The organism is Maribacter sp. 4G9 (genome assembly GCF_002742265.1).
Taxonomy (GTDB): Bacteria; Bacteroidota; Bacteroidia; order Flavobacteriales; family Flavobacteriaceae; genus Maribacter.
Map to the genome: position 1 here is coordinate 1 of NZ_MDGL01000128.1, position 12,172 is coordinate 12,172.

Below are 12,172 nucleotides of genomic sequence, written 5' to 3' on the forward strand. Positions count from 1 at the left end.
GCAAGCGATTCGAAATGTCAAGGTAAAACAAAAAATATCGGGCCAGTTCAAAAACCCCAGAAATGCTCAGAATTTTGCCAAAATCCGATCCGTAATCGATACCACCATCAAAAACGGAATGAACGTGATTCAAGCATTGAACCTAATCGCTAAATTTGAATTTCAAGTAGACTGATTAGTTACATTATATTTTAAGAGATATGAAATTTACCATTTACGATCAAATTAGGAGTGGAGATTTGGAAGGAGTAAAGAAATCCTTAACCATTGAACCGGAACTTGTAAATTCCAGGGATGAAAGGGGGTCTACCCCGCTGGTATTGGCCACATATTACAACCAATTGGAAATAACCCAATTATTACTTGAATCCGGGGCGAACATAAATGCCACGGATGCCGCTGGCAACACACCTTTAATGGGTGTGTGTTTTAAGGGTTACTTGGATGCTGCAAAACTGTTGATGGACAATGGTGCAAAAATGGACTTGCAAAATACAATGGGTGCAACCGCACTAATTTATTCGGCAATGTTCGATAAATTTGAACTGGTCCAACTTCTGGTTGATAATGGAGCGGATAAAACAGTTAAGGACCAAAGGGGAAATACGGCCTTGGACCATGCCAAGACAAAAGGCAACCCCAAGCTAATTGAATTATTGAAATGATAGTTGTAAGGACGCAACCTTTAAAATGAATATTTGAACCACTTTGTTTAAAATGAAAAACGAACTTAAGCTTGCCTTGGTCCAGTCTCCAATTATTTGGGAACAGCCCGAACTAAACAGGGATTACTTTTCTTCCAAGATTGCCACCCTAAAAAATGCCGTGGACGTAATCGTGTTACCGGAAATGTTTACTACGGGCTTTACAATGTCTCCTGAAAACTTGGATGCCAAGCAGGGCGGTATTACCGTAGCATGGATGCAGGAAAAAGCGAAGGAACTGAATGCCGCAATTGTTGGGAGTATAGTTTATTCAGAACGTGGTTTACATTTCAATAGATTATTTTTTGTAACCCCAAAGGCAGAGGTACATCATTATGATAAAAGACACACATTTACCTTGGCAGGCGAAAACGAAAAATACCAAGCAGGAAATAAACATTTGATCGTGGATTACAAGGGGTTCAAAATAAACCTTATGATCTGTTATGACCTTAGATTTCCGGTTTGGAGCCGAAACACCACCGATTATGATATATTGGTATACGTGGCAAATTGGCCAAAACCAAGAGTTGAAGCATGGGATACGCTGTTAAAGGCAAGAGCCATTGAAAATATGAGTTATTGTATTGGTGTCAATAGAATTGGAATGGATGAAAAAGGGCTGGAATATGTTGGACACTCCGCCATATATGATTCCCTGGGTCAACAATTAATTTTTTCGGAAAAGGAAGAAGTACTATCGGTTAATATCGATAAGGACCATCTTTTGGAGGTACGGAAAAAATTAAAATTCCTTCAGGATAGGGACAAGTTCCAATTACTTGGAGTTAAGGATTGAGAACAATTGAATCAAATCTTCCTCATTTTTAGGAGATAACTTTTCCTTCTTTAAGATTTCCATATAATGGGAAGGTAATTCAGATTTCATAGACCTTCTGCTTGTGGGTATTTCTACGACCTGACTACCATCTTTACTATAGTAATAATTGAAAGTTATCTCAACTTTGTCCTCGCTTTCCATGTTCAACAATTTAGCATCTGAAGGGGCTTTGTTGATTTTAATGTTGTAAACCTTGTAAAGGCTTTTCTCTCCCTCGTAAAGAATTTCAGCAAAAATGGATTTATTTTTTCCCGCTATCTTGAGCGGTACAAAGGTTTTACCATTAAGTTTTACTTGTATTCCGTCTACGGGTAAAAGTGCCGAAGTAATATCTTCTCTTAAAACCTCGATTTCACTGTGGTAAGCATTGAACCTGGCGAGAAGTTTTGATGATTTTTTATTTGATAGATTCGTGATAATAGCTTGTTCCCATTCTACATTTAGATAGATACTACCTACTATTTTATTTCCCGTTGTTTGGGACGCCCTTAAAAACGGAGCATCAAGATTTCCAGTTTGCAATATATTACCTTCTTCATTGACGTAATTAACCTGTGAAAAAATTGTGGATCCACTTGCTAATAAAAATATGGCAATTACAAATAATCTCATTAATACGGTTTTAATCAAGAATATTAAAGGTAATGTTTTCAATCCAGTTTGCCCGCATCTCTATCGTACTTGGGTAGTATGCAATTTTTTCTGGTTGCGTTCTTTTAAGGTAATTTCCCGTATCCCATTCCCCATTATTGTTGGCATCGAATATAGCCCGAATTAAATATTTCCCGGGATTTATGTGATTGAATTCAAAAATCTGGGCTTCCTTTGCAATTTGTTTTCTTTGCACCTCCCCTTTTTCATTCGTCAATTCCAAAATGACCGGATATTCTATGGAATTGCCACTTAAATTAACGGTAAGGTTTCCATAGTCCGCAAAACTTTTGGTATTCAGGTTAAAATTTATAGAATCGTTCGTAGTGCCAAAAAAATCGGTTACAGCACCGGGAAGCATTTGTATTTTGTATTTTTCATTGGGTCCTACTTCAAAATTGAAATTTACATGATTTCCCAAAGTATCCAATGCTACCGTGTGTAGCAGCTGTAGGGTATCCTGTTTGAAAATACTAAACTTGGTACTGTCAATGGAGCTAATAGGAGTATTGGCCCATAGTGAAAAACGTTCTTCAAAATTCATGGTTCCCGTTTGGCTAGGGGACAATTTAAGGGAATCTATTCCCACTTTTCTACTCTTCACATTAAATGTATCTATCAGTTTAAGACTTTCGTTTCTAACGGTAAAAAGAAGGGAATCCATGCCATAAGGAGTAAACCAGAAATTTAAGGTGTCCTTCTCCCTTTCTTTTAGGATTTTGTAGCTCACGGTATCTGGTATATTGGAAATGGGACTTATCTCCATGCTCTTTCCATCACCGTAATACCCAAAAATTATTTTATTTTTTGCGGCGTAAGTAGGTACGGTTATACCGTAATCTGGTACTTCCTTAAAAAGATTGAGCAGGTATATGGAATCCGTGGGCAAATGGATCGTATCGTTGATAAATCCTATTTTATCCGTATTCTGGTCAAAAACGTTGTTCTTTGCCTGGTCCTTTACTCCAAAAAGGGCATACGTTCCTTCTTTTAAGTTTTTCAAATTGAAGATGATGGCACTGTCCAAGGTATTGGTAATATAATTAGGTGGCCTCTTGAATATCGTAGAATCCGTGTAACTTGAATCTATACTATAAAGCATGACACTTATAAAATCGTCGGCTTCCTTATTGAAGGCGTCCTTAACCACACCTCGCAGCTCCAAAGAGTCTATATAATTGCCCGTGGAAAATACATAGGTTAGAAATGGGTTGGGGTTTCCTTCGTTATTGTCCACAATACTTTGACCGAAGTTTATGGTATAGGTTGTATTTTCTTTTAAAGTATCCTGTATTATGATTTCGACAAACTTGTTGGCACCGCCTTGCGGACTTAACAAAGGCTGATATTTTAGCGGGGGCGATACGATCAGTTGTTCTTGAACTTTTTCCAATTTTACCAACTCGTCAAAATAGAGCCGTATTTTATTCCCCTTGAAATTAACGCTCATGTTTTCCGGTTCGGCACGCAGCAGAACGGGCGGGGTGACATCTTTGGGGCCTCCTGTGGGCGTTCCCTTTCTCGCGCATTGATAAAATGCGGTAATTGAGAGTAAAATGAATATGTAGCCTAGGATTCTACGTAACATAGGATAATAGTATAGGGCAAAGAAACGATATATTCCTTAGAATCTAATCCACAATTGCAATGCTCGCCAAGAACAGGGACGTGCCTTCTATTTTTAAAAGTTCCCCAGCACATAGTTCCATTGTAGCACCTGTTGTGATTACATCGTCGACTAGCAAAATGGCTTTATTTTCCAACAAATGGGCATCTACCAATGTGTACAATGATTTATTATCATACCACCTAGCCAAGCGGTTCTTTTTTGTCTGTGTCCTTGTATTGGCGGTTTTGATCAGTACATGGTCTAAATATTGGGAGTTCAAATGGGTTGCCAATTGTTTTGCAAAAAGGGCTGTTTGGTTATATCCCCTCTTCCTTAGTTTTATTCTGTGTATGGGAACAGGAATAACAAAATCTACTTTAGGGAGATGGTTGTTTTCCACTAATATCTGTCCGTACCAATTACCTAGAAATTCCCCAATATGCTCTTGGTTCTTATATTTTAGATGGTGAATGAGGTTCTTTACGATGCCATAATCCGTAAAATGAAGGAAGGAACTTGCTTTTTTTATGTTAATTCTACCATAAAAGATACGATCTACAGGGTTTTCTTCGTTAAAGGTATAATCGGTGAGTGGCAATTGATATCGACAAACGGTACACAAGAGCTTCTCTCCTCTAGTTAATCGATCATTACATCCAAAACATGTATGAGGAAATAGGAGGGTGTTTATATCATTTGCTATATTTGAAAGCTTGGTGAGAATCAATTCTTGCTACATTATTTAACCTACTAAATGCCCATTAATTGGATGGACAACCAAGATACTAAATTCAATTATAAAATAATCCTTGCCGCTATGGCCGCTGTTATAATTGGTATCCTAATTGCCTTTTATTACAGTCATGCCCAATCCAAATCGGAAATAGGTTTCCTAGAACAACAAAAAGAGGTTCTAGTTAAAGATCTAACGCTGATGAAGGCCGATCTGGACAGACTTTCCGCATTGAACGAAATGAACGATATTGAGCTGCAAGATGCAAAGTTTCAGGTACAACAGCTTAAGGATTCCGTGGGAAGATTGAACTTTACCATTGATAGGCTTAGGGAATTTAAAACCGAATTGCGAAGGTTGGAGGCCAAAAACGATAGTTTAAAGCTAAAAAATAATTTTCTCAGATATAACAATCTATTGTTGACAGACAAGTACGACGAAGCCAGAAAACAAATAGAACTTTTACAGGCCAATAGTACTAGTTTGGCAGAAGCGGAGGCCCTGCAGCGCAGAAAGATAATGGAACTCAACCAGCAGTTAAAGGTCAAGAACTATTTAAAAATGGATTACTCGGAGGGAAGCGGCTTTAGGCTAAGGGGTTCCCGCCCCGTGGGCACCAATAAAGCATCTACTATAGAAAAATTGCGTGGTTGTGTTACCGTATTAGCAGATCCTGAGGTAATAAAATCCGAAAAGGTAATCTATCTGCAATTTTTAGACACCAACAAACAGATTGTAGAGGACAATGCAAATACCATTACAGTGAACGGTAATGTTTACAGTAAAAGGGTGGAATTTCAATATTTTGGAGAAGAAACTTCTATCTGTGATTATGTGACAGTACCGGAGGGATCTTTGAAGGAAGGAACGTACACTTTGAACGTGTTTGAGGACGAACGCCTGATTACTTCTTCGGAATTTCAATTAAAATAAATTCCCTTCTTTTTGACTAATATTCTATTTTTGCCACATGCCAAATCAAGAAGATAATTTTAAGAAGGTAATTTCCCATGCAAAGGAATATGGTTACGTATTCCAGTCCAGTGAAATTTATGATGGTCTAAGCGCCGTTTACGACTACGGCCATAACGGTGTTGAGCTAAAAAATAATATTCGTGCCTATTGGTGGAAGGCCATGGTTCAATTGAACGAGAATATTGTGGGTATCGATGCCGCCATATTCATGCACCCCACCATATGGAAGGCTTCCGGTCACGTAGATGCTTTTAACGACCCATTGATCGACAATAAGGATTCCAAGAAACGATATAGGGCAGATGTCCTCATAGAGGATTATGTAGGTAAAATCGATGCCAAAATAGAAAAGGAGGTCGCTAAGGCTGAAAAGCGTTTTGGGGAAAATTTCAATAAGCAGAAATTTCTGGAGACCAACCCTAGGGTGGTCGAATACCTGGAACAGGGCAAGAGCATTCTAAGCCGAATGGCAAAGTCTTTAGAAAAGGAAGATCTTGCGGATGTTAAGGCCCTGATCGAGGAATTGGATATTGCATGCCCAATGTCCGGTTCCAAAAATTGGACCGATGTCAAACAGTTCAATTTAATGTTCGGGACCAAGTTGGGCGCCAGTGCTGAAAATACGATGGACCTTTATTTACGTCCAGAGACCGCACAGGGAATTTTTGTGAACTTTTTGAACGTTCAAAAAGCCGGAAGGATGAAAATCCCGTTTGGGATAGCCCAAACAGGTAAGGCCTTCAGGAACGAAATCGTTGCAAGACAGTTCATCTTCCGTATGCGGGAATTCGAACAAATGGAAATGCAATTTTTCATACAGCCCGGGACCCAACAGGAATGGTACGAGTATTGGAAGGGGCATCGAATGAAATGGCATCTTTCCTTGGGTATGGGCGAAGATAACTATAGGTTCCATGACCACGAGAAATTGGCCCACTATGCCGATGCCGCAGCGGATATCGAATTCCGTTTCCCATTTGGATTCAAGGAACTGGAAGGAATCCATTCCAGAACCGATTTCGATTTGGGTAGCCATGAAAAATTCTCCGGTAAAAAGCTGCAGTACTTTGATCATGAGACAAATAGAAATTATGTCCCCTATGTTCTGGAAACATCTATAGGCCTAGACCGTATGTTTTTGGCCGTTTTCTCCAATTCATTGCAGGAAGAGGAATTGGAAAATGGAACTTTTAGAACCGTTCTTAAGCTTCCGGCCGTATTGGCACCTACCAAAGCGGCTATTTTACCTTTGGTCAAAAAGGATGGATTGCCTGAAGTGGCCCAACAAATTTTGGATGACCTAAAATGGGACTTCAATGTTACCTATGATGAAAAGGATGCCGTTGGCAGACGCTATAGAAGGCAGGATGCCAATGGAACTCCATTTTGTATTACTGTAGACCACCAGACTTTGGAGGACCAAACGGTCACCATACGCCATAGGGATTCCATGGAGCAGGAACGGGTAGCTATTTCAGCATTGAAAGAACTCATCCACAAAGCCGTGGACATGCGTACTTGGCTACAAAAAATGGATGCTTAAAGCGCATAGGCCAAATTAATGGCACCATAGTAATTACGTCCGTCTCCCGGATAATAATAGCGCGGCTCTGTCCCGCCAAATCCTTGGGTGTTGATGAGCACGGAGCGGGCATATAAAATATCGAATACATTATTGACGCCAAAATCCACTCCCAACGTGAATTTTGGCGTTAGTTTTTTGCGATAGCCGGTGCGGAAATTGAACAAATTGAAGGCATCACTGTATACATCATTGGCATCGGTCAAAGGGATGCTTCCCACATGTTGATAAATAAGATTCAGATAATAATGGGTAAAGAAACGATTTTGGAGGCCTATGGTCAACCGATGTTTTGGCACTCCGGTCAAATCGTTACCGGAATAGTTAACACCGTTATCCGTAAAATCAGTGAATTTGTGATGGTTGAGGTTGTAATTCACAAAGGGGTTTACCTGAATTTTTGATGTAGACGAAAATAGCATGTAGTCCATTCCAAGTTCCAGGCCTTGGTGTCTCGAACTTCCGGCGTTTTTTTCTATGAATTGATCGTCCCCTACTTGCTCACGTATCAAAAGGTTTTTAATGTTCATTTGGTAGAGGGTCAGGTTGATTCGTAACCTGTTTTCGTCCAAGAGAAGGTTCGTTCCAATTTCGTAGTTTGTCCCGGTCTCCTGTTGGATATCGGGATTGATGATGCCTTCCGGAGTCAAGGTGCGTTCAAGGCTTGGATTTGTAAAACCCCTACTGATATTGGCAAATAATTCCTGATTATTGCCCAACGAATAGTTTAGGGTGAGACTGGGAAGGAGGATAGGGTCAAAATCTCTATTACCGCTATTATTGGTAGTTATGGGGTTGAACCGGTCCTGAAGATCGAATTTCGTTTTATTAAGGTTGAGGCCCAATTGGGCAGAGAATGCATCGGTGAATGGATATTGTAATGAAGTAAAAGCGTTCCATTGCCCCCTAAATTCCTTGTTTCGGGCAAACTGAGCCCCCTTCAAACTGCCGTTCCCATCGTTCTCCTGATAGAGATTTTCAAATTCGTCCCAATCATATTCATCTTTGTAAAGTTCGGCTCCAAAAGTGAAATCGGCATTCCTTTCGAACAACTTTAAATCCCCTGAAAACAAGGTCCTAAAACCAAAACCATTGGTGATTTCCTCCAAAATACCAAAAGGTCGCGCTTCGGTCTTATCCAGATAACTATAAAAAATGCTCGTAGTGTTTTGTAAGCGGTCTGAAAATTCATGGGATAGGGAGACACCTAAAAGTGTCTGATTGTTCGTCTCGTATCCCTGGGAAGCCCTCCAGGTAAACGTAGCTTGGGTAGGATCTTCGTTAAATGCGGTAAACCCAAGGGAGCTGGGTATTTGAGCCGTATAGTCGATATGGTTCACTAATAGGGAAAGTTTGTTTTTGGAATCCAACTGATAGGATGTGTTGAGCAAAAATCCGTCCCGTTCAAAGTTGTTGTTCTCGCGGTAGCCATCGGTTTCCAAATGGCCGTATTGCAGGTTCAACCGAAGTTTTCCATCGTAATGGTTAAAGGCTAAATTATTTTTTAAAAGGTTGAAGGAGCCTAGGGTTAAGTTATTGCTGAAGTTGGTTGATTTTCCCAAAGCCTCTTTGGGCGTAAGTATGATCGCACCTCCAAGATTGGCCCCAAATTCCGTACCCTTAGGCCCTTTCACCACTTCAATTTGTCCCAAGTTTTCCAAGTCATAGGCCTCTATAGTAGAGGAGCCGGTTCCATTGGTCACGGGAATCTCGTTATAGTAAAGCCGAAGCTTGTCCGTACCGAATAGCGTTCTGGCACCTATGCCACGTATGGTAATTCGATTGGTATTTAAGGCTCCCGATAGCACATAGACCCCTGGAATTTGATTCATGGAGGATACGATATCCACCGGACTGTAATTTTGAAAGGTCTTGGCAGCGATAACATCCGACGGGGTAATACCAATGACTTTTTTGCTTTTAAGGGCATCGATTAGTATAACTTCCTCCAGTTGGGTAACGCTATCTTTATCTATGGGATCTTGTGCTTGGCCTATTAGAACGGCAAAATAGAGTAGGACGGGTAGGTATTTCATTAAAATGTGTATGAAATACGAATTTATGATTTAAAATCTAAAACCAAGGGAGAGTCCGCCGCGAAACATAAACGCATTTTGAAAATCCTCCGGGTTTATATTTCGGCCAATACCGCCATGGATTTCCAAGGTAAATCGGTCACTTCGGGTAACCCACTTATTTCCAATTCCCAAACCTAGGGCGGTGGTACCGTAGTCGCTGTTTCTTGCTCCCAAGTTGGACGTGTTCACCTCATTTTCGCCGGTGAAAAACAGTCCGAATACTTCGGCAAAAAAACCACTTCTGGGCATGTAGCCAAAATAGGCACGTAGATTGGGGCCTATTCCAAAGTTGCCATTGTAGTCCGTGGCATCACCATCGGCATAGATGCTACCTCCAATACTGGTATCCTCAGTAAAAAAATATTCATAGGAACCCTCCACCGTTGAGGTCGCCAAAAATTGGCCAATATTGAATTTTATCTCGTGATTGTTTTCAAATCTGGGGTAAGCCTGTGCCACTACAGAACCGGTAAAAACTAATGTTAACAATAGAAATGTGAAATATTTCATGGCGCGTTTTCAAATTCTAATCAAAGGTTGTTCCAAAGTGTGCAAAGTTAGGATTTAGGTAGCCATACTTGTGAGTATTTGGACAGGCTTTTCTATTTTTGGCCCAAAGGCACTTGGAATGAAGATAGTTTCCTACAATGTAAACGGAATTAGGGCAGCCTTGCGAAAGGATTTTTTACCGTGGTTGAACGCCGTAGATCCAGATGTGGTCTGTCTACAGGAAATAAAGGCGAACAAAGAGCAGTTAGATCTATCGCTTTTTGAAGCGGCCGGATATCCCTATCATTATTGGTTCAGCGCCCAGAAAAAAGGATATAGTGGCGTGGCCATCCTATCCAAGCATAAACCCGATGAAGTCATCATGGGAACGGGTATCGATTATATGGATTTTGAAGGCCGAAATATGACCGCCCATTTTGGGGATATTGCGGTGATGAGTATGTACTTGCCATCAGGTACCAACTTGGCACGGTTGGAACACAAACTGACCTATATGGACGATTTTCAGCGATATGCCGATGAATTCAGGAAAAAACATCCCAACCTAATCGTCTTGGGCGACTATAACATTTGCCATAGGGCTATCGATATACATAATCCGGTAGGCCTCCAGAACGTTTCGGGCTTTTTGCCAGTAGAACGGGAATGGATAGGTAATTTCATAAAGAGTGGTTTTATAGACAGTTTTAGGCATTTCAATAAGGAGCCTGAAAATTATACTTGGTGGAGCTATAGGGCCAACGCCAGAAACAACAATAAGGGATGGCGTTTGGACTATGGTATGGTCTCGGAACCCTTGAAGGATAAACTCAAACGTTCCGTTATTTTGTCCGAAGCCAAGCACAGCGATCATTGCCCCATTCTACTGGAACTTAACGTTTGATTAAAAGGGGAACCGTTCATATTTTGTAATTTTAGCATTTTTAAACAATAACCTACCTGTTCCAAAATGAAATACACCCATCTTCCACATACTGATATTGAAGTAAGTAAAATCTGTTTGGGAACCATGACCTGGGGCAACCAGAATACCGAAGAAGAAGGTCATGAGCAAATGGATTACGCCCTTGATCAAGGAATCAACTTTTTTGACACGGCGGAACTGTATCCCATTCCAGCACATCCTGATAGACATTCCCTGACCGAAAAAATCATCGGTACATGGTTCAAGAAAAACGGTAATAGGGACAAGGTCGTTTTGGCCAGTAAAATCGTAGGGAAGGCAGATTTTACCAAATTCATCAGAACGACCGGATTTACCCGTTCATCCATAATCGAAGCTTTGGAAGCGAGTTTAAAGCGCTTACAGACCGATTATATTGACCTATACCAATTGCATTGGCCAGAGCGCAATACCAATTATTTTGGACAGCGAGGGTACCAACATCAGGTTACTGATTATTGGGAGGACAACATCCACCAAGTACTGGAAACTTTGAGGGACTTGATGCGCGAGGGAAAAATACGCCATGTAGGCATTTCCAACGAAACACCTTGGGGCACCATGCGTTTTTTGGAGGAAAGCAAGGTCCATGCCTCCCTTCCCAGGATGATCACCATTCAAAATCCGTATAGTTTGCTTAACCGATTGTTCGAAGTTGGCTTGTCCGAAATTTCCATGCGTGAAAATATCGGTCTGCTGTCCTATTCCCCCTTGGGCTTTGGGGTGCTGAGTGGGAAGTATCTGGGCGATAGATTGCCGGAAGGGTCCCGTATCGCCTTGTTCCCAAACTACAAAAGATATAGTTCTGAAACCGCTGTGGCCGCCACCCAGAAGTATTATGAATTGGCGCAGGAGCATAACATCTCTTTGGCCCAGATGGCCTTGGCCTATGTGAATTCCAGACCTTTTTTGACCAGTAATATCATTGGCGCAACCAGTATGAAACAGTTAAAGGAAAATATTGCCAGTATTGACATTACCCTAACTTCAGAAATTTTGGAGGGCATCGAAAAAATTCACAACGAACATCCTAATCCTGCTCCTTGATGATGGATTTATTGGTTTTTTTAAAGGTAGGGTTTTGGCAAGTTGTATTGATCATATTGGTCATCATCATCATTTTGACCTTATCCAGAATCATGCGGGATAGGAGGTAGTTTAGGGCCATTCTAAATTAAGTTGGAAACTGAGGTTTAATTGGATGTCAACTAATATTTATTGCAATTTAACTTCACTTCTTTTCCGACTTTGAAAAGTATAATAGATTTACAATTATTGGCGATACGATTAATTTAAACTTAAATAATATTTGCATGGTTAATAAGATTTTTGGAATCATTCTACTTCTTTTGGCAGGTAATCTTATAATTCCCCCCATTGTTAGGACAATAAATCTTTAAAAATAAGTTTAATGATGATGTTGAAAGAGGGGGGTCCGGGGGGAGACTCATAACCTGCCCGATCTGTTGAAAACCCTTTTTGTCCCTTTGGTACCATCATGCCACTTGTTTCTTGCCTTGTTGATAAATTGTTGATGGGGTTTCTT

The 12,172-nt window shown here is 40.6% G+C and carries 12 protein-coding genes and 1 pseudogene; 7 read left to right on the top strand and 6 right to left on the bottom strand.

Annotated features, from left to right (window positions below; all coding sequences use genetic code 11):
* The 3 genes and pseudogenes from BFP75_RS13145 to BFP75_RS13155 form a co-directional block, all read left to right on the top strand.
* Positions 1-175: pseudogene (locus BFP75_RS13145) on the top strand (IS66 family transposase); the annotation flags it as partial.
* Between the two features lie 25 nt (positions 176-200).
* The gene (locus tag BFP75_RS13150; protein WP_099545843.1) at positions 201-665 is read left to right on the top strand and encodes an ankyrin repeat domain-containing protein; all 465 of its coding nucleotides are present in this window, start codon (positions 201-203) and stop codon (positions 663-665) included.
* Positions 666-717: 52 nt separating this feature from the next.
* The gene (locus BFP75_RS13155) at positions 718-1,503 is read left to right on the top strand and encodes an amidohydrolase (RefSeq protein WP_099545844.1); all 786 of its coding nucleotides are present in this window, start codon (positions 718-720) and stop codon (positions 1,501-1,503) included.
* Here the strand turns inward: BFP75_RS13155 and BFP75_RS13160 are convergent.
* The 3 genes from BFP75_RS13160 to BFP75_RS13170 are packed head-to-tail and all read right to left on the bottom strand — an operon-like array spanning position 1,483 to position 4,403.
* On the bottom strand, positions 1,483-2,199 hold the full coding sequence (locus tag BFP75_RS13160; RefSeq protein WP_123803457.1) for a hypothetical protein: 717 nt from the start codon (positions 2,197-2,199) through the stop codon (positions 1,483-1,485). The genes BFP75_RS13155 and BFP75_RS13160 overlap by 21 nt on opposite strands.
* Entirely contained in the window at positions 2,168-3,784 is a 1,617-nt protein-coding gene (locus BFP75_RS13165; RefSeq protein WP_099545846.1) for an Ig-like domain-containing protein, read from the bottom strand. Before BFP75_RS13165 ends, BFP75_RS13160 begins: the two co-directional genes overlap by 32 nt.
* Before the next feature lie 43 nt (positions 3,785-3,827).
* On the bottom strand, positions 3,828-4,403 hold the full coding sequence (locus tag BFP75_RS13170; RefSeq protein WP_240531785.1) for a ComF family protein: 576 nt from the start codon (positions 4,401-4,403) through the stop codon (positions 3,828-3,830).
* A gap of 156 nt (positions 4,404-4,559) precedes the next feature.
* Between BFP75_RS13170 and BFP75_RS13175 the strand changes: the two genes are divergently transcribed.
* Together BFP75_RS13175 and BFP75_RS13180 are read left to right on the top strand one after the other, a co-directional pair.
* Complete coding sequence (locus BFP75_RS13175) at positions 4,560-5,471, top strand: hypothetical protein (RefSeq protein WP_317044535.1); 912 nt, start codon at positions 4,560-4,562, stop codon at positions 5,469-5,471.
* Between the two features lie 37 nt (positions 5,472-5,508).
* Complete coding sequence (locus BFP75_RS13180) at positions 5,509-7,056, top strand: glycine--tRNA ligase (protein ID WP_099545848.1); 1,548 nt, start codon at positions 5,509-5,511, stop codon at positions 7,054-7,056.
* Here BFP75_RS13180 and BFP75_RS13185 read toward each other — a convergent pair.
* Together BFP75_RS13185 and BFP75_RS13190 are read right to left on the bottom strand one after the other, a co-directional pair.
* Entirely contained in the window at positions 7,053-9,131 is a 2,079-nt protein-coding gene (locus BFP75_RS13185) for a TonB-dependent receptor family protein (protein ID WP_099545849.1), read from the bottom strand. The genes BFP75_RS13180 and BFP75_RS13185 overlap by 4 nt on opposite strands.
* Positions 9,132-9,161: 30 nt before the next feature.
* Complete coding sequence (locus BFP75_RS13190) at positions 9,162-9,683, bottom strand: hypothetical protein (protein WP_099545850.1); 522 nt, start codon at positions 9,681-9,683, stop codon at positions 9,162-9,164.
* A 118-nt stretch (positions 9,684-9,801) separates the two neighbouring features.
* On the opposite strand from BFP75_RS13190, the gene BFP75_RS13195 reads away from it, so the two are divergent.
* Together BFP75_RS13195 and BFP75_RS13200 are read left to right on the top strand one after the other, a co-directional pair.
* Positions 9,802-10,566: an exodeoxyribonuclease III gene (locus BFP75_RS13195; protein WP_099545851.1), complete on the top strand. Its 765-nt coding sequence runs from the start codon at positions 9,802-9,804 to the stop codon at positions 10,564-10,566.
* Positions 10,567-10,632: 66 nt separating this feature from the next.
* The gene (locus BFP75_RS13200; protein WP_099545852.1) at positions 10,633-11,673 is read left to right on the top strand and encodes an aldo/keto reductase; all 1,041 of its coding nucleotides are present in this window, start codon (positions 10,633-10,635) and stop codon (positions 11,671-11,673) included.
* Here BFP75_RS13200 and BFP75_RS21865 read toward each other — a convergent pair.
* Complete coding sequence (locus tag BFP75_RS21865) at positions 11,657-11,794, bottom strand: hypothetical protein (protein ID WP_165776596.1); 138 nt, start codon at positions 11,792-11,794, stop codon at positions 11,657-11,659. The genes BFP75_RS13200 and BFP75_RS21865 overlap by 17 nt on opposite strands.
* Between the last annotated feature and the right edge of the window lie 378 nt (positions 11,795-12,172).

Excerpts from the sequence above, each read along its gene's own strand:
- BFP75_RS13180 (WP_099545848.1), top strand. The coding sequence starts at position 5,509 with ATGCCAAATCAAGAAGATAATTTTAAGAAGGTAATTTCCCATGCAAAG.
- BFP75_RS13200 (WP_099545852.1), top strand. The coding sequence starts at position 10,633 with ATGAAATACACCCATCTTCCACATACTGATATTGAAGTAAGTAAAATC.
- BFP75_RS13190 (WP_099545850.1), bottom strand. The coding sequence starts at position 9,683 with ATGAAATATTTCACATTTCTATTGTTAACATTAGTTTTTACCGGTTCT.
- BFP75_RS13185 (WP_099545849.1), bottom strand. The coding sequence starts at position 9,131 with ATGAAATACCTACCCGTCCTACTCTATTTTGCCGTTCTAATAGGCCAA.
- BFP75_RS13165 (WP_099545846.1), bottom strand. The coding sequence starts at position 3,784 with ATGTTACGTAGAATCCTAGGCTACATATTCATTTTACTCTCAATTACC.
- BFP75_RS21865 (WP_165776596.1), bottom strand. The coding sequence starts at position 11,794 with ATGGCCCTAAACTACCTCCTATCCCGCATGATTCTGGATAAGGTCAAA.
- BFP75_RS13155 (WP_099545844.1), top strand. The coding sequence starts at position 718 with ATGAAAAACGAACTTAAGCTTGCCTTGGTCCAGTCTCCAATTATTTGG.
- BFP75_RS13175 (WP_317044535.1), top strand. The coding sequence starts at position 4,560 with ATGCCCATTAATTGGATGGACAACCAAGATACTAAATTCAATTATAAA.
- BFP75_RS13150 (WP_099545843.1), top strand. The coding sequence starts at position 201 with ATGAAATTTACCATTTACGATCAAATTAGGAGTGGAGATTTGGAAGGA.
- BFP75_RS13195 (WP_099545851.1), top strand. The coding sequence starts at position 9,802 with ATGAAGATAGTTTCCTACAATGTAAACGGAATTAGGGCAGCCTTGCGA.